This is a genomic window from Prevotella pallens, from assembly GCF_900454935.1.
GTDB lineage: Bacteria > Bacteroidota > Bacteroidia > Bacteroidales > Bacteroidaceae > Prevotella > Prevotella pallens.
The window spans coordinates 207,589-228,918 of the sequence record NZ_UGTP01000001.1 but is presented as its reverse complement, the minus strand read 5'-3'; the positions used below and the strand labels follow the sequence as shown (position 1 = coordinate 228,918).

The window sequence follows — 21,330 nt, the reverse complement described above, 5'->3', positions numbered from 1 at the left end:
AATGTACAGACAATAAAAGAAAAGTAATGTCGGTAAAGACTAAAAAACATTGATGTCGCAGTTGATGTTATTTAACGTGAGTTCGACGAATTTAGAACAGAGCAAGCTGTGTGTCAATAGTCCTTTGTACATTGATACACGGCATCTTTTTTCAAGATAGAAATGTTTAAAGCAGTGATAACCAGAGTCGTGAAAAAGAATCATTATTAGCATGACTTCTGCCTTTGACATCGTGGAATCTCGATGATACTTTCTTTTTCCAGTAGGCTTTAGCGTATATTTTGCCACCATTGCATCAAAAAACTTGCAGAAATCATCTGCCATATAAAATATTTCAGTAACTTTGTCCTCGGTGATCATAGCGATTTTTGTTTGTAACTATTTGTATATTAGTTCTTTAAAGTTACAACAAATTTTGCTAATCACCAAATTTATAGACACTTATAATTCGTCGAACTCACGTTATTATTACATAAAAAAGACATCTCCTTTAAAGAAAACATACGTTAATTATAATTAATTTATTCATATTTTTAAAATAACATTATATAAGTTATTATTTAATTATTTACTTTTGGAGCATAATAAAGCCTAACCTACCTATGATCTAGTAAATTATTACGACAATATCTCTAAGAAAAAAGCAAAGAAATGAGGTGTGTATTATCAAAGCTGGAACTTGTACGGTGAGCTTATAACAAAAGATATAACAAACTAATTGAGAGAAATTTCTATTTTAAATTTATTTTTCTAACCTGCATCTTGTAAAATGGGATGCATTAACCTATTAAAAGTTATGAAACATTACAGTTTTATTGTTAGAGGGCTTAGCGTATTATTATTCGCTAATGTACTTACATCATGTAGTAGCGACATCATGGAGGATGTTACCAATGTGCCTAGTACAGACAAGAATATCAGTCCACAACTTCTTAATTCATTACCACTAGGTAAAGATATGTATCGTGTGGGCGATAAAGTTGATCTTTACAATGGTCCAACTCCTAATTCTTCGCCACAAATAGTAAGCAATGAGGGCATTTTTGATGGTATTAACGGCACGATGGTAAACAAAACACAGATGTACAACGCTAGTGCCATCCATGATGAAGTCCTCTTTTTTAACCCCAATGAAAACCAAATTTTTCCTGGCAATGTTTTAGCAGGTAACACTATTTCAAATGGCATATTTAGTCCTATCAAGAATGCAGAAGTAGAAGATATGGTAGTTACAGCCGATTTGACCCCTATGGGAGGACCTGCTTATACTGCAGTTATCCCTAATATTACATGGAGTAGCTACCAAACTACCCTTCAGCAATGGAGATCATCCCCTAATGCTGAACCCTCTGTAACAACAGAGTACAAAGTACAAGAGATCAAAAATGAAAAGGAATTTGCTACCCACTTAGGTATCAATTTTAATGGTTCACTCGTGCAAGCAGGGCTAAGCCTTGACACACAGCACAACAGAAAAAAGACGCATGTTCTCGTTTCGTTTATTCAGAAATTATTTACAGTTTCTACATCTCCTAAAAACTGCATTCTGAAATCTGCTGATATTAACTCTTTTAATGGGGTAATGCCTGTATATGTAAGCAGTGTTCACTATGGAAGAATGGCGTTTGCCCTTATTTCTACAAACTATAGTTACGATGAGGTTACAGCTGCACTTAATCTTGTTTTCCCTAAACTTAATAACTTAAGTGCTGATTTACAAATTAAATACAAGAGCATCTTAGACGAATCTGTAATCACACAGACTAGCATTGGAGGTACTATGCAAGACCATCAAGCAATTATATCTGGTGGTTGGGAGGCCTTTAAGAAAGCTATCGGCAACCCTATACCAATGTCAGCAGCAGCTCCTATTGCTTACAACTTAAAGTATGTTGGCGATAACTCTGTAGCTCGTATCCTTACGAGCAATTCTTACCCTGTTACACAATCGATTTTTGTTCCTACATGTAATAGCATCAACTTTAAGTTTACCCCAAAAGCGATCAGGGGTAAAGTTATAAACAAAAACCCTCTTTTCCTATATGGTGAATGCAACGTAACCCTTCCTAACGGAGATCGTTTTAACATTCTAAATATTAGTAAAGAGAAGGCTATTCAGGTAGATAACAATTCCTATACAGATATAACAGGCTCTAATATGCCTGAAACAGTTTCCATACAACGTCCACTAAATATGAGTATGTCAAACTTCTTGGAGCAGTATGTTACTATTACAACAAGTATGCACAATACGATTATTAACAGAGTCCCTGTAGGCGATGATCTTGGAACAACTACTGTTACTATCAAGCTAAAGGATCTTCTTTTCGATGCTAAGGCAGGCGGAAAAGCATTTAGCACAAGAAATCCAAAACAAACACTTGATTTTATGGGTGAAGTTCTTTTTGGACTTGAATATGATACATTAAAATAACGTAAGTTCGACGAATTTAGAACAGAGCAAGCTGTGTGTCAATAGTCCTTTGTACATTGATACACGGCTTCTTTTTTCAAGATAGAAATGTTTAAAGCAGCGATAACCAGAGTCGTGAAAAAGAATCATTATTAGCATGACTTCTGCCTTTGACATCGTGGAATCTCGATGATACTTTCTTTTTCCAGTAGGCTTTAGCGTATATTTTGCCACCATTGCATCAAAAAACTTGCAGAAGTCATCTGCCATACAAAATATTTCAGTAACTTTGTCCTCGGTGATCATAGCGATTTTTGTTTGTAACTATTTGTATATTAGTTCTTTAAAGTTACAACAAATTTCGCTAATCACTAAATTTATAGACACTTATAATTCGTCGAACTCACGTTATTTACAACAAATGTGCCAACGATGAATATTTAATGATTGTATGCGACTGACTTAATAGGCGATAGAAAGCACGTGCAGAGTGTTTTATATAGCCATTTTTTAGAGTATGAAGACAACCTTCCATGTCGGTATTTCCCATTTCGAGTGGTATTCCAACAAGTCCTTCCTCATTGTGTAAGGCAGCTTCGGCAAGAACTGTTACAAGTTTGCTCTGTCGCACCAGTTTTAGCAGAATATTTATATCGTTTATTTCTAACCGTATATTGATATTTTTTGCAGATTGTTCTGCAATATTTTCGAAAGCATTACGGTTTTGCAATCCGTGTGCTGGCATTGCTACCTGGCAATCTTTTAAATCGTCTATGGTTATACTCTTACGCTTTGCAAGTGGGTGAGTTACACTCATTGCAGCCACAAGTTTATTATTAAAGAGTACATAGCTTTCCACTCTTTCGTTCTTTTCGGTAGGCTTAAATGCCAAAACAAAGTCTACTTCGTGTCGTTGTAGCATATCCATAAGTTCTGCCATTGTTTTATAAATAATATTTAGGCGAACACCCGGATAGCGTTTCATAAAATCAAGTACTGTTTCAGTAAGTAGTGGACTAAATGTAAACGTAACGCCAATGTTTAACTCTCCGGTTGCTAAATCCTTCAAGTCGTTCATTTTTTGTTGGCAAATGTCAGCATCAACAACTACTGTTTGTGCATATTCTACCAGCTTTTTTCCTGCTTCTGTTAGTGTTACTTCGTGGCTATTTCGTTCGAAAAGCGTAGAATCGAGTTCTGTTTCGAGTTGTTTTATTTGTTGCGACAGTGTGCTTTGAGTAACAAACAATGCTTTCGAAGCCTCCGAAAAGTTTAAGAGTTCTGCAACTTTTAAGAAGTAGCGTAGTTGTCTGAGTTCCATTATTCTTATGTTCTTTGTTATTTGGCGTGCCTTGTTACAGTGAACGAAATCTTATTTAAAATGAATATAGGCATTGTTGCGCCTAACACCATTCCTAAGATATCGAACGCACAAGTAAAGCCATTCGATGTACAAAGATACAAATAATGGTTGAATAAATCTTCTTTCTCAGTAAATAAACACATTACCAGTCCTTCTATGGTGCGATAGGCATACATTCCAGGAATCATTGGTAATAATGATGGAAATGAGAATGTTTCGGGTGGACATTTGGCTCTTCGTGCCATAAGTACAGTTAAAAAGCCTATACTTAAAGCCGCAACGAAACTGGCAATAATTAGTCCGAAGTGATAGTAGCTGTTGTTCATAAGAACAAAACGTATAGCATGTCCAACAGCCGATATTACAAAACAGTATTTATAGGCATTATTTGGCGGATTACTAATGCTAGCAAAACCTATTCCGGCTAAGCCACCAAAGAAAGCATCTTGAAGTATTGAGAGTAGAAAGTCCATTTTGTTTGAGTGCTATGCTAATAGTTTGAGGTTCATAAGAAGAATACCTACCGACAAACCTACCGACAGGCAAAAGGTAAGAATAATAGCATCCATAAATCGGCTATAAGCCACAAGATAATCGCCCCCCATAAGGTCGCTAATGCTATTAATATAAGGAATACCTGGAATTAAATAAAGAACACATGTTCCAAGTGCTATTTCGGGTTTATTGCCTAAACCAAATACATAGCCAGAGGTAGCTATTACAGACGAGAAAAATGCGCAAATGAGAAAAACAAACTTAACGTTTACACCATCTTCTAACAATAGCTGTTTAAGTTTAAAACCTACAAAAGTAGCTACAAACACTATTAACATAGCTGCAAGGTCGCCACCAAAAACACGACAGAATGAAAGATTGGCAAGCGATGTAAGCAATAACACCAACCACTTGTTGGTGAAAGGTGCTTTGGTTATACTTTCGAGTGTTTTGTTTGCCTCTTCTAAATCAACGTGCCCATCAGCTATATTCCAGCTTAATCGGCTCAAATAAGTATTTTTATAGAAGCTAATGCCTGTATGAGGTGCTCTTTTTATAACCACTGACGATTGATTTGTGGTGGGATCGAATACCATAAGTTCCACACTTCCAGGCATAATAAGAAGTTGGCAAGTGATATTCCATTTTTTGGCTATACGAGCTACATTTTCTCTTATACGTGTACATGTAGCGCCACAGCCATAAAGCCATGCTGCATATTCAGCTATAAAGGTGCTTGTTTTATTTACGGGGAAGGTGGGGTGGCTATGCTTCATCTTCTGTTAAGTCGTATAATTCAAATTCATCGGTTACTTCAAATATTTTTTTGTCTCCACCTGCTGTACGGGCAGTAATAGCCATACGCAAAACAAAAGCTACTAGAAGTAATACCATTAATGCACTCCAAATAATAATTTGACTACTCATAAGTCTTTGATTTTTAAGTCTGTTAATTCTTTATTTTTGTGTTGCAAAGATAGGCATTAATTCTTGGTCGTGCAACTATTTACAATGAGTTGTTTCGATAATGGTTATCGTAATATTATATTAAAAGTTTGTTGAATGGTGGGAAAAGTAGTGGCTATGATAGATTTAAATCAAGCCAAAGCCTATTTTCAGGCACATAAAGTACACCTGTATCCCATTTTTTTGAGATAGCTGCATTCTATTTTTTGAAGCGTAGCTATAGATTATTAGGTCGGGAAATTGTCCAACAAAGTTGGTATGGTTCTTTTCAAGGTTCTTTCGGGAATTTGAAATGATAAGGACAACTCTAACGTGAGAAAGAAACAAATACTTTCTGACAAGAAAAGTTTTGTGGTGTAAGAAATAAATCCCTTTTCATTCAATATTCCAGCTTTCTATAACAAAGTAATTTCTCCAAAATTAAATTTCCTGTCACTACTATCATCTAACATTTGCATCTAACTTGTTGAATAACAGTGTATCTATGCTAAGTGTTAAATATGACAGTAAAACAAAATTAAAACTACTGTAGTAGTATACGTACATTTCTTTGAAAAGAGGAAGTAGTTATTTCCTCATCACAAGACATACAGATTGTAGAATCTGGAGTTATTATCTCTTATGTTGAAGTACATCGTTCTGTGGTTTGTTTTATCACTTCACATATTAGAAGAACCGTTTTTTCATAAGCTTTCAAATGCTGTAAAGGTAGTAAATAAAAGCGTTACGTGAAGTTTTAGCCTACCAAATGTCCATTACACCACTAAAATATAACAATGCTACGATATAATAAACCTATTAGAGTTTAACACATTGCTTAATATATTGTTCAAAAAATGGGTCAGCAGTTCTTCGCCAAACATCGCCCAAAAGTGCTACTCCACCAAAGCCATAACTCTTTATTTTATTGATATTGGCTGCGGTAATTCCGCCCAACGCAACCACTTTTTCATTGATAATGCCTTTCTGTTTTGCTTCGAAAAGAGCCTTTGGTGTGAAAGCAGAGGCATATCCTTGTTTTGAAATGCTATTAAAAATAGGACTAAGAAAAACGTAATTGCAATGCTGTTTATAGGTTTCCACTTCGCTAATTGTATGGCACGATTTCGAAACTGCACCTTTATAGTTTGGTGGCAGCACGTAGTTTCGGCGATTTAAGTGTAGCCCATGCAATGCAAAGTGGGTAGCTAAATCGAAATGGTCGTGCAGCACAAGACGGTTATGGTAGGCTGTGGGAATGGCTTCTATTAGTTTTGCCAAATCGTCGGCATTACTTTCGGGTTTCCGTAGGTGAACAAGGCCTACACCCCAATGTAGCAGTTGCGCGATAATATTTGCCTCGTTAGTAACAAACTGTGGTTCGGTAATTACAATGAGATGCATCGTTTTGTTTTTTATCAAGCATTTTCTCTCGTAGACTATACATATTATATATATTAGTTGGTTTATTACATACATTGCTATTCTTTTACTAAGAATAAAAGAATAGCAATACAAACCAAAATCATAGAAATGAATCTAACAACTGAAATCATGCGGAACAAAGAGTTACTATCATCTCTAAAGGTCTTATATAAAGTTATACTTTCAGTTATCGTAATTGTTAATATTAGGACATACGACAAGACATAAAATATATTATATGATATCAATAAAAAGGCATTACCCTTATTATTATAAATAGATAGTAGTTTAGATAACGCCATAATAAGGGCGTTAATCCATAAGAGAGATAGAACAATTCTGCTTCCTTTCATATAGTTGATGATTCAAATACTTCTCTAACTATCTTCCAAAAGATAGGTATCTAAGCTGCCAGACTATTAGCTCATTGTATTTCTTGCTTCATAGCATCATTTAATATTGCGCGATATAATTAAAATAAATGTTAGAATAAAAGATTGAAATACTTGTTCATAATTTGTTATATTTAATTGTTTGTAATAATAAAGCACGGGTTCAAAGTTAAATAAATAATATTTAAATAACAAAATTTTGTTTTAGATTTTGAATAATCTTTCAATTGTTTTCCCATATACTAAGTGAACCAAATAGGTGGCAACCGTTGCTATTACGCAACCATTGCCACCCATTGATAATTCTATTTCAAACGATTGATAATGGCTTCTGCCACCTTCTTGCCAGAAAGAAGCATACCGCCGAAGATGGGTCCCATGCGAGGTGTGCCGCCAACTGCTGACGATGCCATACCGCAAACATACAAACCAGGATATATTTCCTTTGTTCCTTCCACCACTTGGCGTTCGCCTTCCGCTACATCTAACGAGCGTTCGCCAATCACATCGCCTGTTGTTGTGTTTAGCTTAATGCCGTTTTTACGTGCAACCACTTGGCACATTTCACTATCGTGGCCAGTTCCGTCAATCACAAACTTAGCCATAATATTCAAAGGGTCTACGTGCAAACCTTCGCGAAGCACGGGAGTCCAGTTCACAACCACACCGCTTACAACATTGTTCTTAAACACAACGTCTTCAACAGAGTAACAATTAAAGATAGTTGCACCTGCGTGTGTTGCTTTGTAGAGTAGAGCTGAGGTACATTCCACTGAGTCGGCAGTGTACAAACCATCTTCGTAAGGCTCGTAATTGATGTCGAAATCTCTAATTATATGTAGGGCTTCTTGCTGTATAACCAGCTGGTTGAACATCATAGCACCTCCCCACATACCACCACCAGGCGATAGTTTGCGGTCGAAGAGTGCCACTTTTAGTCCTGCTTTTGCCATATAATAGGCGGCAGCAATTCCAGAAGGACCACCACCAACAATGGCAACATCGAGTTCGAGACATCGTTCCATCTTTGCAAAATAAGTACTGATAATTCCTTTAGACACTTTCTTTTCAATCATAATCGTATTGTTTTAGTTTATTTTTATACTACTTCTTCGTTACACTCTCCACTCTCTAGTGTTTGACTAATGCGCATTGCACAGAAGTTTGGTCCACACATTGTGCAAAACTTTCCACCCACCTTGTTAGATGTTTTCCAATATTCGAGTGCCTTCTCTGGGTCGAGCGCAAGATTAAACTGGTCTTTCCAACGAAATTCATAGCGAGCTTTGCTTAGTGCATTGTCTCTTATGGTTGCACCTGGGTGTCCTTTTGCCAAATCGGCAGCATGGGCAGCAATCTTGTAAGTAATTACTCCTGTGCGTACATCGTCTTTATTAGGTAGCGATAAATGTTCTTTTGGTGTAACATAACAAATCATTGCTGTGCCATACCAACTTATCATTGCTGCACCAATAGCACTCGTAATATGGTCGTAAGCAGGCGCAATGTCGGTTACAAGAGGACCTAATGTATAGAAAGGTGCACCGTGGCACTTCTCTATTTGCCTATCCATATTCTCCCTAATCTTGTGCATTGGAACATGTCCAGGTCCTTCTATGAACGCCTGAACATTTTTTGCCCACGCCCGTTCTACCAATTCGCCCATTGTATCTAGTTCGGCAAACTGTGCTGCATCGTTTGCATCGTATGTAGAACCAGGACGAAGACCATCTCCAAGCGATATTGCTACATCGTATTTGGCACAGATATCGCAGATGTCATCGAAGTGGCTATATAGAAAACTCTCTTCGTTGTGCACTTGACACCATTTAGAGATAATGCTTCCACCACGACTTACCATACCTGTAAGACGACCGTTAGCCAAATGAACATTCTTTAAGCGAATGCCACAGTGTATTGTGAAATAATCAACCCCCTGTTCGCACTGTTCAATAAGCGTATCGCGAAATATCTCCCACGTAAGTTTCTCTGCTTTTCCGTTTACCTTTTCAAAAGCCTGATACATTGGAACGGTGCCAACAGGAACGGGACAGTTGCGCAAAATCCACTCTCTTGTTTCGTGAATGTTCGTTCCTGTTGATAAATCCATTAGGGTATCGCCACCCCATTTACAGCTCCATACCGCCTTTTCCACCTCTTCATCGATGCTCGAATTCTCGTGAGAGTTGCCGATATTGGTATTTATTTTCACACAAAAGTTCGTTCCAATAATCATTGGTTCGCTTTCGGGGTGGTTGATATTGGCTGGAATGACAGCTCTTCCAGCTGCTATCTCGCTGCGAACAAACTCTGGTGTGATGTGTGTGTGTATGCCCAAAGCTTCGCAATCCATATTTTCGCGAATAGCAACGTATTCCATTTCTTCTGTTATGATGCCTTTCTTTGCATAATACATCTGTGTTCCTTTACGCTTTTCTATCCATGCTTGGCGGAGCTTAGGTAAACCTTTGTTTAGATCGATCTCTATATTCGGATCGCTGTATGGTCCGCTTGTATCGTAAACTACTACAGGATCGTTGGGTTGTTCAATGCGTTTACCACCCTCGTTCTTAACGGTTGGTGTAAGAAGAATGCGCCGCATACCCACCTTTAGTTCTGGATAGAGCGTACCACGCTTATAGATTTTCTCCGAATTAGGATAAAAAATCTTAATGTTTTCGTTCTTCATAATGTTATATTTCTATTAGTTTCGTCATTTCGTTAATAGGATTTACTGCTTCGAGTATGGCTCCGCTGACAGCTATTCCACTTACGCCGATGGTTGTAAGTGCAGCTATATCGGTGCTAACAATACCACCAATAGCAATAAGTGGTAGGCAAATATTTGCTTTTTTCATTTGTTTTAGAATGTCCCGATAACCCTCTAAACCTAGTATAGGCGCAAGGTTGCATTTTGTTTTAGTGTATCTAAAGGGACCACAACCAATGTAGTTTGCTCCTTCGGTTGCTAAACGCTGCACATCAGTAAAGGTATTGGCAGTTCCACCAATTATTTTTTCGCTACCAAGCATACATCGTGCTTCGCTGATGGGCATATCGTTCTTACCCAAATGTACACCGTCGGCACCAAGTTCGGCAACTAAATGTACACGATCGTCAAGCAAAAAGGTTGCATTATAGTTGCGACAGAGTGTGGAAACCTTTCTTCCAACACTTAAAAACTCGTTATCGGTAGCATCTTTCATACGCAACTGTACCCATTTGCAACCACCACGAAGAGCCATTTCAGCACCTTCTACGTAACCAAATCGTTGGTTCTCGTGTGTAATAAACTGTATGTTGTTCATCGTTTTATTAGTTTTTCAGGACAAAAGAAATGATTTACTGCTCCATGTCCGCTGCCTATGCGCACGTCTGCACCTTCCTTTATAGCCTGCGATACATAGTTTTTTGCCATTGCAACAGCTTTTTCAAGTTCTAAACCACGCGCTAAGAATGCTGCAATAGCCGAAGAGAGCGTGCAACCTGTGCCATGTGTGTTAACAGAATCGATAGTCTCAGTTTCAAAGATTATTGGCTTGCTGTTGTCGGCAAAGTAGAGTCGGTCGGTTTTAGTAGCACTTTCTATGTGTCCACCTTTTATTAATAGCGCCTTACAACCAAGGTTTAAGATTTTTATTGCAGCCTTGTCAATATCAGATATTGTTGCAATTGCGCATCGTGCTAAAGTCTCTGCTTCTGGAATGTTGGGTGTTAGTATAGTTGCCATAGGCAAAAGGCATTGGCAGAAGGTGTCTATAGCGTTTTCTTCTATAAGTTTATTGCCAGATGTAGAAACCATTACAGGGTCTATAACGAGTGGAACCGTCCTGTATTGAGCCAATACCTGCGCAATAGTTTCGATATTCTTTGCACAACCAACCATACCTATTTTTATAGCATTGGGACGCAAATCGGTGAGAACGGCACGCAACTGACTCTCTACAACTGTAGCTTCAACACTCTGAACACAGAACACTTGCTTCGTATTTTGTGCTGTAACAGCCGTAATAACCGAAGATGCGTAACACCCTAAAGCCGACATTGTTTTAATATCCGCCTGTATACCTGCTCCTCCACCACTGTCAGAGCCTGCTATTGTGAGAGTTTTTACATAGTGCATCATAAGCCATCAAAGTAACAAATGGTACTTTTCGGAAAACCAAAATATAGGGGGATACACTAAATTAAGGATAGATAAACGCAAATGTCTATATATTCGCACTTCCTACGGCAGCATTACCTGCATCAGGTTATACGGGTATAATCTCAGCTCACTCAATAGAGTGGCACCCCCTTTTCGGTTAAACCGAAAGTTTATCTGTGTGCAAAGGTACGACAATGTTTACCAATAGCAAAATCAAACTCAAAGTTTTTATCCGTTTGTAATTTTTCTTTTGTTTTCCTTTTGGTTTATTAAAAATTGAGTAAATTTGCACTCAAACAACTAATTCGTAACAGAAATGCTTGAGAAAAACATACGCGAACAAATCATAGATTTGATTCATCGACAGGTAGTTCCTGCCGTTGGCTGCACTGAGCCTATGGCTGTTGCACTCTGTACTGCACGTGCCACAGAGCTGTTAGGACAGAAACCAGAAAGAATTAAAGCCCTTTTATCTGCTAATATCTTAAAAAATGCAATGGGCGTTGGAATTCCTGGTACTGGAATGATAGGCTTACCAATTGCAATCTCTTTGGGAGCGCTTATTGGAAAGTCGGAATATCAGCTTGAGGTTATTAAAGATTTAACACCCGAATCGCTGGAAGAAGGTAAGCAATATGTAGCAGAAAACCACATAGATATAAAATTAAAGAGTGGAATAAGCGAGAAATTGTATGTCGAAATAACCTGCGAAGCTGGCGAGAACAAGGCTACTGCCATAATTTCTAAAACCCATACAAACTTTGTGTACGAGGAAATGAATGGCAAAGTACTACTTAACAAACAAGTTGAGGCTGGAGATGGTGCACCGGAAGATAACGACGACATTCAGCTAAATCTGAAATTGGTATGGGATTTTGCGACAACAACACCCATAAACGAGATTGATTTCATTTTAGAAGCTAAGCGTTACAATATGAATGCTGCCGAAGAAGCACTAAAAGGCAACTATGGACATTGCGTAGGAAAGACAATGGACCGACCAATAAGTCGTGGTTTGTTTGGTAATAGTATTTATTCGCACATTCTTTCTAAGACTGCATCAGCGTGCGATGCACGTATGGGCGGAGCAATGGTGCCTGTAATGAGCAACAGTGGGTCGGGAAATCAGGGCATTTGCGCCACCAATCCTGTTGTAGTGTTTGCTAAAGAGAATGGAAATACACCCGACGAATTGGTAAGAGCACTAACATTGAGCCATCTTACAGCTATTTATATTAAACAAAATCTTGGAACACTATCGGCACTTTGTGGTTGTATTGTGGCTTGTACAGGTTCGAGCTGCGGCATAACCTACTTGATGGGTGGCGACTATAACAACATTTGCTATTCTATAAAGAATATGATTGCTAACCTTACGGGTATGGTTTGCGATGGTGCAAAGCCAAGTTGTGCTTTAAAAGTATCGTCTGGTGTATCTACTGCGGTACTTTCTGCAATGCTTTCTATGTCTAACCAACATGTAACGGAAGCAGAAGGTATTATTGATAAGGATATTGACCAATCTATTCGCAACCTTACTAGCTTAGGAAAACATGCAATGAACGAGATGGATATTATGGTGTTGGATATTATGACACATAAAAACGGCTGCTAAAAATAGCTGTAATTAAAATACAATCCTACATTTTTAACTATACAAAAATGGTTCGCATATCGATTGATGCGAACCATTTTTGCATTTTAAAATAGATATTCTGTTGTCTACACCTTTTATTATAGATTCAAACTAACACCTACATACCACGTTGCGCCATAGACAGGAGCATACATAAAGGCAGCATCATCGCCATGCTTTTCGTCTTGCAGATAGCTAAAGATATTCTTTCCTCCTCCATAAACACTAAACGAGCCAAAGCGTTTAGCTACACGAAGATTCCACAAAGTAAATGTACTAGTCTTCTTTATCTTCGATGTTTCTGGTGCATCTTCAGAGTTATAATCTATATACATAGTTCCTTGCAACGACCCTGTTAGTGCAAACGACCATGTACCAGGAGTGTATTCCAATGTAAAATCGCCTGTCATAGCAGGGAAACGAGATATATACTTACTTTCTTTAGCGTATGCTAAACGAGCAGGAGTAGCTACACATTCTTCAGAATTAGGGTCTGACCACTCTGCACGCTCGTGTTTAAACTTACCTTGATTAAAGGTCCAGCTCACACCAGTCTTGAAATCTTTAAATGGATTCCATTTTATGCCGAGCTCAATACCTTGCACGTATGCATCGTCTACATTCTCCCACTGGTAGGTATAGCCGAATTTCTTAACATCATCGCTTGCTGGAGCAAACTGAATTTTATCTTTCAGGTCGGTGCGGAAGATATTTGCACTCAACTGAACATTCTTTGTATAGTAGTCGGCAGAGAAGTTATAGCTTATAGAACGCTCCCCTTTAAGGTTTGATGACTTCCAAACACGTGGTGAACCAGAGCAAAGATGCAAGTCTTCTGAGAAGCCGTATGGTGCACGGAAACCTGTTCCTATGTTGGCACGAAGTATGAACGATGGGCTAACCGCATACTTAATAGCAAGACGAGGATTGAATGAAGTCTTGCTGAAGTGGGTCAATGGGAATGCAGAATCAGAAACTCTTTGACTTGTTGTATATTCTTCGCCAGAAGAGTGAGTATCTAACCGCAAGCCAGGTACTACTGTAAAGTTAGGCAATATGTTCCATTCGTCTTGTACAAAGAAGCCAAATTCATCGGCATGTTTCTTACCAATAGAGGTGTAAGGTATGCCAAAGTAAGGGTTACCACGTTCATCGTCTGACGAAATAATATAGAGACCTGTTTCGCGAAGGTGTGTAAAGTAGCTCTGAACACCTGCCAATAGAGTGTGATTACCACAAATTGTAGTCAGCGTAAGCGAAGGTGTGAATGTATTTTCCTTAGCAATATAAGGGCGCATCAGTTCTACATCGGGATCAACACCGTCAGGGTGAGTTGCATCGGTGGTAGCTTCTCTATAGTTAGATAGGAAGGTATCGTTGGTTGCATTACGTTTATGGTGTACGTAAGCCATTGCTAAGTTAAGTTCTGAATGTGCTCCTATTGGTAATGTATAAGCCAAATCGGTTGAGATACGATTGGTTCTGATATTCTCTGTGCCGGCTGAGAATGGATTTAAGAATAGATCATCTTTCATATTTCCACCATAACGAAGTTCGTCCATAGCCTTTGCACGAAGCACAAGTTTATCGTTCTTAGCAAAAGGACTATATACGTAGACACTTGCTCCTACATTATTCATAAGGCTATAAACTCTATCGGAAATCTGATCTTTATGTTTTACCTCTTCACGAGTTAGTCCATCTTGTGTAGCATCTACGGCATCTTCCTCTGTTCGCTGTGCTGTTACCAATAAACCTATATTTCTATAGCGTATAGAACCTGAACCTTTGTAACTTTTATGTCCAAAGTTTCCATACTGAATGTCGGCATTTACCGTTGGTTCGAAGGTTGGCTCTTTTGATATAATGTTGATAGCACCAGCAACAGCACTACTTCCATAAAGTGCAGAACCTGCTCCTTTTACCACTTCCAGACGGTCTATATCGTTTGTTCCCATCTGTTGTAGACCGTAAACTCCAGCCAATCCAGAATATACAGGTTCACCATCGAGTAGCACTTGGGTATGTTCAGCACCAAGTCCTTGCATTCTTACCATAGAGAAATTGCAGAATTGGCATTGCTGTTCTACGCGTATTCCGGGTATACCTTCTAGCGCATCGTACAGGTTAAGGGCGTTTTTACGCTTTAAAGCCTGCGATGTCAGTACCTCTGTACGTATTGGAACATTCTTTACAAAGTGCTCTGTGCGCGTACCAGTTACCACTACTTGGCTAAGTTCTAAGGCGTCTTTGTCTAACTTAAAATAGACAGCAGTACCTTTTCCGTTTACCATTTCTACTTCGAGTTCTTCTTCTTGATAACCTTCGAGGCTTGCTACGACAGTCTGTTTCCCTACTGGCAGGTCAGACATCTTAAAGTGTCCAGACGCATCGCACTTAGTTTTCATATTCGTTCCTTTCACTGTAATGGTGGCATAAGGCAGGTGCTGTCCTGTCTCTTTCGCCTTAACATCACCGAAAAGCATTGCATCTGTGCCCTGTGCCATCGTTATTATAGCACAAAATAGGCTTAATAGTAACATAAAATTTCGTTTCATGTAGCGTTAATTATTTTTATTAGGTGAATAGCTTTTAATTTTAAGTTGCAAAGATATCTATTTTTGCAATGTTTAACAATACCTAATAATAAGTAAAAGCCATATCATTCCGCTATCATTTACATTTATTGTTCATTCATTTAATATATGTGTCATTTTACATTATATATATAGCACACATTTACATAACAATATTTAAACAATAAAAAAGTTTACATTTACTCATTACCATATAGATAATTTTATTGATTATGAATGTATTGGTATCTTCTTTCTATAACTTACATACCTAAAAATAATGATTTTAAACTGCCAAATACTATATTCATAAAATTAAAAAAGTAGGGTATTTCCTTTTTTATATAGGTGTACGCCTTTGGCTGTATGGGGAATTACTATTATATTTGCAGCAGAAATATTGAATAAAAATATAACAAAATAGGAGGAAATAGATTATGAAAAGTAAAAATATAATATGGTTAAGTGCCATCGTTGCTACGATGTCTCTTACTTCTTGCGATAGTCTACTTGCCTTAAATGGTGGTTCGTCTGGCGTAGTTTATACATCTGGAGGTGATGTTTACAATGCTGGTTACGGCTCTGATTACGGTGGTAGATATGCTTATTCGGGCATACGATACGAAGATGCACGCCGTCAGGCTCTCTTTTTATCAGACAAAATGGCTTACGAACTAGGACTTAACGATGCTCAATACGAGGCTATTTACGAAATAAACTTAGATTATTTGCTTAATATGCGAGGTGAAAACTCAATTTATGGCGACTATTGGGCACGTCGTAATAGTGATATATTCTATGTGTTGAATGCCTCTCAATACAACTACTTCGTAAATATGGACTACTTCTATCGTCCTGTTTACTGGTACGACAATACATACGCTTTCAGCATTTACAGCCGTTACGACAATCCACGCTACTTCTATCGCTCATATCCTGTATACTACGATACTTATAGAGGTGGTAGAAATCTTGGAGAACAAAGTTATTATGCCGGGCGATTTGGTAGACGAACAGGGCAGCCTGTTGTGATAAACCGCAATAATGGTAGCTTTGGAAGCTACGGTAACAATGGTTCGCGCGTAGTGCAAACACCACAAAATGGAAGCAATAGTAGCCGTCCTTCTTTTGGAAATCAACGCAGAAATAATGAAAGTGTGGACAGAAGAAGCTTCGGAAATACCACTATACAGGGGCAACCTGTTGGTGTACAACCACAACAAATGCCACAACGTTCCAACAATAATAGTAGCTTCGGTGGCTCTCGTCAGGGAACAACATCACAGCCTTCTAATTTTGGTGGTAGCTTTGGTCGCAACAATGGTTCTGAACGCACGTTCTCTTTTGGGTCAGAAAGCCGTCGTCTTGAAACGCAACCGTCTAATAGCGGATTCAATAATAACAATAGCAGTCGTGGATCGTTTGGAAATAGTGCTCCGCGTCCTAGTATGCAACCTAATCAAACAATAGAACGCCCGACACAAAACAGTGGTTCGTTTGGCGGACATAGATAGAAAACAAAACACATGCACATAACAACTGTTAGTCGGCACAAGGTAGTGGCGGCTATGACAAGAGGTTTTTTTCAAGCCTTTATAAGTGGTAGTATAGATGCCACACAGCCTGGAAAGAAGAATATAACACCCTTAGAATATAAGAAAATAATAGCCGATAACTACGAAAGGTTGTCGGCTTACTATGTTTCTGTAATGTTCCCAATTCTTATTCGGCTTAATTACACTGACGGAGAGGCTGTTGCTGAAGACATGAAACGTAGAAAATTCAGTAATTCAACATCGCCAAAAATACTTCTTCGCTATGCTTGTGGGTCTAAAGAACTGTACGAAACTGCCATTAAAGAGTATCAACAGCAGGTTAGTATCTTGCTTACGGGAAGGTTACAAACCATAACAGAGTTCTTCGAAAGCTACGAACGTGGTGCAAAAGATATTCAACCAGTAGATGTAGCCCTTGCTATCCGTTCTATGGTGCGTACTCAGATGATGACATATAGTATGGTACTGAGAACTATTAATCCCGAATTGGCAACCTTGCACCAGGCTACCGTTTTCCGTTTAATGCTCTATGGCACAATGACCTTGCTGCACAATGAGCCTATTTCCATAGAAAGCGATAACTTAGAGATTATGTTCCGTCGTGTGGCACTTAATTCGGATAACTTTGAAGTACTGATGAACGAAATGAACCAAGCCTACGAAGATTTGGTGAGAGAACAGAAATAGTGATGCTATTATAGCCCCAACCCAATAAGATATAAATAGTCATCCCTTAAAAACTATATTTCAGCATAAAGCCTGTACTGACAAGCTCTATGCTGATTCTTTTTATAAGGTACAAAAGAACTCTCATAGCTCTTTTGAAGTTATATGCTGCCGCAGCTAATAATACATTGATAGCATCTCCTTTCACACCTTTATAAAAGTTGCGAGATAATCGGTGGTCTGCTTTAAGATGTCCTATTGTTGGTTCTATACCTGCTCGTTTACAAAATAGTTTGTGTTTCTTTTTCTTTTGGTAGTAGCTGTCTTTAGCTTTAGGAACGTCTGGAATGAGTATCTTTGTCTTCCCAATCTGCTTTATACCTCTATACCCTCTATCTCCTGCTAACTTATCAACCTGCTTTCCTGTCATCCTTTGGGTTTGTTCCAATGTCTTTTCAATAGTATGTCCATCATATTCATTCCTAAAAGAACATGCACCAAGAATAAGTCCTGACCATGAGCGAAGAATAGATACTTTATTGCCAAACTCATATTGCTTATGCTCCTTACCTTTGCTGATACAAACTACATCTGGTTCGTGCAGAGAATATACTTTGTTCTTTGACTTCCTATTCTGAGAAAGAACTTTGTAATATAGCTCAAACATATTCTCATACCCTTTCTTTCCCCCAAGATTACGCTCTAGCTCTCTTACCAATCTTCCTGCTATGGTTCTTAGTTGTCTATCTGCCTTAAGAGCTTTCTTACGATTCTTGGGATGATTACGAAAACGTTGGGAACGGTAAATGCCTTTCAACGTACGCGTATAACTCTGTCGTAGAGGAAGACTCTTGTCATGAACTATCTTCAGAACGTTTTTGATTATCTTTTTATGCAACTTCGCATCTGTAGGATAGGTTATATTCTTCTCCTGTACAGTAGAATCAATGAAAGCAGTATCAAAATGATCTTCGTCATCATGGTCGGTATTAACGCGGATACTTTCTGCTAATATTAACTCCATACCTTCCTCGCCTATACGATTTCTGAAGTGAACTAACTCGGAAGCGTCACAGGGTTGTTTTGGCATAAATTCAAGTCCACCACAGAAATATTGGTAGTAAGCATTCTCGCTCCATTGAAAAACAACCATTTCATCCGACACATTACGCAAATGTTTTAAAATTAAAAGACCACACATCAGGCGAATTGGATGAGCCGGGCGACCGTTAGTGCTGCAATACAAAGGAGAAAAAGCATTTTCAAAACTCTCCCAATTAATCTTATTACTAAGTTGGAAAAGGGGATGTTGATGACTAAGCATATCCTCTAAGGAAGAGAACATAGAGAGCTGTTTGGATGTACGTTTAAGCATAAATATCTGCAAGAATTATAGTGTAAAGGTACAAAAACTTGCAGATATTTGCAAATAATTTATAGCATAATATACTATGAATCAGAGGATTTTTAGGTTTATAAGGGTAGACTAAATAGTATTAGTAACTAATTAGTTCTCAATAGCTTATAAAAAGCTATACTTTTGCATTGTAAAAAGGTAGTTTTTGGCTGGCAAAACATACCTTTTTACAAACCAAAAACCACCTTTTTAATATATAAGAGCTACTAAAAGCAGACGTATGGTTGTAGCCTCTCAATAACATCGGCTGGGAATTCTTTGAGCAATCGAAGTTGCGACAAACTACTTAATCTGCCTTTCAGTCGTCTGTATTCTACTATCTGACGTGCCATATAAAAGGTTATGTAGGGGTGGCGACGCAGTTGCGACAACGAAAGTGTATTGAGATTGAGACGTTTTGTTTGCGCATTACGCACTTCGAAGAAAGGTAACGATTCTACAGGGAACCCTTCTATCTCTTTCAGTTGTCCCACCGCTACATATCCACCAAGCCGTTCGCCATAGCTAACAATGGTTTTTGCCCAACCAGAACCAATACCAGGAACCTTCTTTAACATAGTTGTATCGGCATAAGCAAGGTTTATATGTGTGCCTAATTTTATTTTAATGGGGTATCGAATGGTATCTCTGTCGTATTTCTTGTATGGTTTATAGGTATCGTTCTTCTTATATTCTTCGTAGGCTTCGTGTAGTTTGCGTTGTTCTTCTATCCGTCCTCGTTCGTAATTTCGTATAGTTTCCATTGTAAAGGCTGGCTGATAGTCCTCGCCAATGGTTATGTATGGCTCTAAATCGCGATATTGCTTGCGAGTTAAACCATAAACTTTAGCAAACGATTGAGGCGAACGGAACACACCTCCTTTGGCTCTGTAGCGATAAATATTGCGTATTTGATAGGGTGCAAGCCCTAAACGGCTCAGCTGTAAACTATCTGCTGTATTAGGATCGAAAGGAAACAATTCTGTTTTTTGCCCGTTTTCCAACCTATATTGTCCCGAACTTGTTTCGTAACTGGCTATATCTCTTGTTCTTTCTGTAGCTATTGCCGAACTGTCGGCAGCATTAAGCAATGTGCTACTACGCTTATTACCTAATAAAAACAAAATTCCTAACACTCCAATAGTAAGACATAACAGAAAGGTAATGACTTTCCTATCTGACTTTTTCAGGTAAAAGAATTCACGAAAATTCATAGAACGGTTTACGATTGTATTTAGATTATTCAGCAGAAATTCCACTGAAACAGAAAAATATTGGTATTTTTGCAGTAAAATAGAATAGATTTATGAACAAAGCATTCTCTCTATTGCGCAAATTTCCAATGGCTATTGCGATGACTATATTTATTTTAGTTGTTTCGTTAATACCTATTCCAGAGACTCCATTAAGTGGTATTACACTCATAGACAAGTGGACACACATTGGTTTATACACTGTGCTCGGTATGATTGTGGCACACGAGTATTTTCATAACCACAAACCTGTAACCCCAAAAGGTATGTTTCTTGGTGTATGGTTGCTACCATCGCTTTTAGGAGGAGGCATAGAACTATTGCAAGCCTATTGTACCAATGGAAACAGAAGTGGCGAATGGCTCGATTTTATTGCCGATATTATAGGTAGTACTATTGCTTTGGCTATCGGTACTCTGCTGGTAAGGTTTCTTTCCAAGCAGTAAATGGATAGTTACGCATTTGCCGATTGTAGAAACGAGGGTCGCCTGTAACCTCCATTCCTATGAAATTAGGTTTCTCAAACGGCTCAGTCAAACTTTCCAATTCTACTTCTGCCATAACCAAGCCCTCGTTCTCGCCGTGAAATTCGTCAATTTCAAAAGTATGTTTGCCACTTTTCACCAAATAACGATGCTTGTCTATTATACCTTTCTCGCACAATTGAAGAAGTTGTTCTGCCTCTTCGAGAGTTATTTCTTTTTCAAATTCGTAACGCGAAAGCCCCCCATCAACCGACTTTCCTTTAATAGTGAGGTAGCCTTTTGTATCTCGAATGCGAATACGAACGGTATTTATAGCCGCAAAATAGCCTTGTCGGACATGACTTACATTATATGCTTGGCTCTTCCAATCCATATTTTTATGGACAAGAAACTTACGTTCAATTTCTAACCCGCTACTCATTATGCATTAAAAGTCATTGCCCACGTCATTAAAATAAGAGCTAATATCATAAGAGATATTATTATCCACTTAAAAACAGACTTAGCTTCTTTCTCTTCGCGTGCCTCTTTTGCTTTCTTTCTTAATTTGTTTTTATTGCTCATTGTGATAATTTTTTTACG

19 protein-coding genes and 2 pseudogenes are annotated in these 21,330 nt (G+C 38.3%); 5 read left to right on the top strand and 16 right to left on the bottom strand.

Annotated elements, in window-relative coordinates; translation table 11 throughout:
- Positions 1-138 precede the first annotated feature (138 nt).
- Positions 139-360 (bottom strand): annotated as a pseudogene (locus DX009_RS00950) (IS982 family transposase); the annotation flags it as partial.
- Positions 361-796: 436 nt separating this feature from the next.
- On the opposite strand from DX009_RS00950, the gene DX009_RS00945 reads away from it, so the two are divergent.
- Positions 797-2,434 (top strand): thiol-activated cytolysin family protein, encoded by a 1,638-nt coding sequence (locus tag DX009_RS00945; protein ID WP_245944554.1) that lies wholly within the window; start codon positions 797-799, stop codon positions 2,432-2,434.
- A gap of 72 nt (positions 2,435-2,506) precedes the next feature.
- Here DX009_RS00945 and DX009_RS00940 read toward each other — a convergent pair.
- The 10 genes and pseudogenes from DX009_RS00940 to thiD form a co-directional block, all read right to left on the bottom strand.
- Positions 2,507-2,719, bottom strand: a pseudogene (locus DX009_RS00940) (IS982 family transposase); the annotation flags it as partial.
- Positions 2,720-2,825: 106 nt separating this feature from the next.
- Positions 2,826-3,734 (bottom strand): LysR family transcriptional regulator, encoded by a 909-nt coding sequence (locus DX009_RS00935; RefSeq protein ID WP_006043873.1) that lies wholly within the window; start codon positions 3,732-3,734, stop codon positions 2,826-2,828.
- A 17-nt stretch (positions 3,735-3,751) separates the two neighbouring features.
- Positions 3,752-4,249, bottom strand: coding sequence for a threonine/serine exporter family protein (locus DX009_RS00930; protein ID WP_006043874.1), 498 nt, complete (start codon positions 4,247-4,249; stop codon positions 3,752-3,754).
- 12 nt (positions 4,250-4,261) lie between these two features.
- Positions 4,262-5,047, bottom strand: coding sequence for a threonine/serine exporter family protein (locus tag DX009_RS00925; protein WP_115082707.1), 786 nt, complete (start codon positions 5,045-5,047; stop codon positions 4,262-4,264).
- Entirely contained in the window at positions 5,037-5,198 is a 162-nt protein-coding gene (locus DX009_RS13230) for a hypothetical protein (RefSeq protein ID WP_006043876.1), read from the bottom strand. Before DX009_RS13230 ends, DX009_RS00925 begins: the two co-directional genes overlap by 11 nt.
- Before the next feature lie 837 nt (positions 5,199-6,035).
- Positions 6,036-6,620 carry a thiamine phosphate synthase gene (locus DX009_RS00920; protein ID WP_181792296.1) on the bottom strand — a complete coding sequence of 195 codons (585 nt, stop codon included), beginning with the start codon at positions 6,618-6,620 and terminating at the stop codon, positions 6,036-6,038.
- Between the two features lie 718 nt (positions 6,621-7,338).
- A complete protein-coding gene (locus tag DX009_RS00910) occupies positions 7,339-8,109 on the bottom strand; it encodes a sulfide-dependent adenosine diphosphate thiazole synthase (protein WP_115082704.1) in 771 nt (256 codons plus the stop codon).
- 23 nt (positions 8,110-8,132) lie between these two features.
- Positions 8,133-9,722, bottom strand: a complete 1,590-nt coding sequence (thiC, locus tag DX009_RS00905; RefSeq protein ID WP_115082703.1) for a phosphomethylpyrimidine synthase ThiC — start codon at positions 9,720-9,722, stop codon at positions 8,133-8,135.
- 4 nt (positions 9,723-9,726) lie between these two features.
- The gene (locus DX009_RS00900; protein ID WP_115082702.1) at positions 9,727-10,341 is read right to left on the bottom strand and encodes a thiamine phosphate synthase; all 615 of its coding nucleotides are present in this window, start codon (positions 10,339-10,341) and stop codon (positions 9,727-9,729) included.
- The gene (thiD, locus tag DX009_RS00895; RefSeq protein WP_181792295.1) at positions 10,338-11,159 is read right to left on the bottom strand and encodes a bifunctional hydroxymethylpyrimidine kinase/phosphomethylpyrimidine kinase; all 822 of its coding nucleotides are present in this window, start codon (positions 11,157-11,159) and stop codon (positions 10,338-10,340) included. Before thiD ends, DX009_RS00900 begins: the two co-directional genes overlap by 4 nt.
- 337 nt (positions 11,160-11,496) lie before the next feature.
- Here thiD and DX009_RS00890 point away from each other — a divergent pair, with 337 nt between their 5' ends.
- Positions 11,497-12,795 (top strand): L-cysteine desulfidase family protein, encoded by a 1,299-nt coding sequence (locus DX009_RS00890; RefSeq protein WP_115082700.1) that lies wholly within the window; start codon positions 11,497-11,499, stop codon positions 12,793-12,795.
- Positions 12,796-12,914: 119 nt separating this feature from the next.
- Here the strand turns inward: DX009_RS00890 and DX009_RS00885 are convergent, their stop codons facing one another.
- Positions 12,915-15,374, bottom strand: coding sequence for a TonB-dependent receptor (locus DX009_RS00885; protein WP_115082699.1), 2,460 nt, complete (start codon positions 15,372-15,374; stop codon positions 12,915-12,917).
- Positions 15,375-15,829: 455 nt separating this feature from the next.
- On the opposite strand from DX009_RS00885, the gene DX009_RS00880 reads away from it, so the two are divergent.
- Positions 15,830-16,906 (top strand): hypothetical protein, encoded by a 1,077-nt coding sequence (locus tag DX009_RS00880; RefSeq protein ID WP_115082698.1) that lies wholly within the window; start codon positions 15,830-15,832, stop codon positions 16,904-16,906.
- Between the two features lie 12 nt (positions 16,907-16,918).
- Positions 16,919-17,635 (top strand): hypothetical protein, encoded by a 717-nt coding sequence (locus DX009_RS00875; protein ID WP_115082697.1) that lies wholly within the window; start codon positions 16,919-16,921, stop codon positions 17,633-17,635.
- 46 nt (positions 17,636-17,681) lie between these two features.
- Here DX009_RS00875 and DX009_RS00870 read toward each other — a convergent pair whose 3' ends face one another.
- Entirely contained in the window at positions 17,682-18,989 is a 1,308-nt protein-coding gene (locus DX009_RS00870; RefSeq protein ID WP_115082696.1) for an IS5 family transposase, read from the bottom strand.
- Positions 18,990-19,237: 248 nt separating this feature from the next.
- Positions 19,238-20,224: a helix-hairpin-helix domain-containing protein gene (locus tag DX009_RS00865; RefSeq protein WP_115082695.1), complete on the bottom strand. Its 987-nt coding sequence runs from the start codon at positions 20,222-20,224 to the stop codon at positions 19,238-19,240.
- Between the two features lie 92 nt (positions 20,225-20,316).
- On the opposite strand from DX009_RS00865, the gene DX009_RS00860 reads away from it, so the two are divergent.
- Positions 20,317-20,709: a VanZ family protein gene (locus tag DX009_RS00860; protein WP_115082694.1), complete on the top strand. Its 393-nt coding sequence runs from the start codon at positions 20,317-20,319 to the stop codon at positions 20,707-20,709.
- On the opposite strand, the gene DX009_RS00855 is transcribed toward DX009_RS00860, so the two are convergent.
- Both DX009_RS00855 and DX009_RS13225 read right to left on the bottom strand, forming a co-directional pair.
- Complete coding sequence (locus tag DX009_RS00855) at positions 20,669-21,169, bottom strand: CYTH domain-containing protein (protein ID WP_006043889.1); 501 nt, start codon at positions 21,167-21,169, stop codon at positions 20,669-20,671. The two genes, DX009_RS00860 and DX009_RS00855, sit on opposite strands and share 41 nt — an antisense overlap.
- Entirely contained in the window at positions 21,169-21,312 is a 144-nt protein-coding gene (locus DX009_RS13225) for a hypothetical protein (RefSeq protein ID WP_006043890.1), read from the bottom strand. The genes DX009_RS00855 and DX009_RS13225 overlap by 1 nt, the downstream gene beginning before the upstream one ends.
- Between the last annotated feature and the right edge of the window lie 18 nt (positions 21,313-21,330).

Coding starts and splice junctions, on each gene's coding strand:
- DX009_RS00900 (WP_115082702.1), bottom strand. CDS start 10,341: ATGAACAACATACAGTTTATTACACACGAGAACCAACGATTTGGTTAC.
- DX009_RS13230 (WP_006043876.1), bottom strand. CDS start 5,198: ATGAGTAGTCAAATTATTATTTGGAGTGCATTAATGGTATTACTTCTA.
- thiD (WP_181792295.1), bottom strand. CDS start 11,159: ATGATGCACTATGTAAAAACTCTCACAATAGCAGGCTCTGACAGTGGT.
- DX009_RS00860 (WP_115082694.1), top strand. CDS start 20,317: ATGAACAAAGCATTCTCTCTATTGCGCAAATTTCCAATGGCTATTGCG.
- DX009_RS00910 (WP_115082704.1), bottom strand. CDS start 8,109: ATGATTGAAAAGAAAGTGTCTAAAGGAATTATCAGTACTTATTTTGCA.
- DX009_RS00875 (WP_115082697.1), top strand. CDS start 16,919: ATGCACATAACAACTGTTAGTCGGCACAAGGTAGTGGCGGCTATGACA.
- DX009_RS00945 (WP_245944554.1), top strand. CDS start 797: ATGAAACATTACAGTTTTATTGTTAGAGGGCTTAGCGTATTATTATTC.
- DX009_RS00865 (WP_115082695.1), bottom strand. CDS start 20,224: ATGAATTTTCGTGAATTCTTTTACCTGAAAAAGTCAGATAGGAAAGTC.
- DX009_RS00925 (WP_115082707.1), bottom strand. CDS start 5,047: ATGAAGCATAGCCACCCCACCTTCCCCGTAAATAAAACAAGCACCTTT.
- DX009_RS00890 (WP_115082700.1), top strand. CDS start 11,497: ATGCTTGAGAAAAACATACGCGAACAAATCATAGATTTGATTCATCGA.
- DX009_RS00930 (WP_006043874.1), bottom strand. CDS start 4,249: ATGGACTTTCTACTCTCAATACTTCAAGATGCTTTCTTTGGTGGCTTA.
- DX009_RS00870 (WP_115082696.1), bottom strand. CDS start 18,989: ATGCTTAAACGTACATCCAAACAGCTCTCTATGTTCTCTTCCTTAGAG.
- DX009_RS00935 (WP_006043873.1), bottom strand. CDS start 3,734: ATGGAACTCAGACAACTACGCTACTTCTTAAAAGTTGCAGAACTCTTA.
- DX009_RS00880 (WP_115082698.1), top strand. CDS start 15,830: ATGAAAAGTAAAAATATAATATGGTTAAGTGCCATCGTTGCTACGATG.
- DX009_RS00920 (WP_181792296.1), bottom strand. CDS start 6,620: ATGCATCTCATTGTAATTACCGAACCACAGTTTGTTACTAACGAGGCA.
- DX009_RS00855 (WP_006043889.1), bottom strand. CDS start 21,169: ATGAGTAGCGGGTTAGAAATTGAACGTAAGTTTCTTGTCCATAAAAAT.
- DX009_RS00885 (WP_115082699.1), bottom strand. CDS start 15,374: ATGAAACGAAATTTTATGTTACTATTAAGCCTATTTTGTGCTATAATA.
- thiC (WP_115082703.1), bottom strand. CDS start 9,722: ATGAAGAACGAAAACATTAAGATTTTTTATCCTAATTCGGAGAAAATC.
- DX009_RS13225 (WP_006043890.1), bottom strand. CDS start 21,312: ATGAGCAATAAAAACAAATTAAGAAAGAAAGCAAAAGAGGCACGCGAA.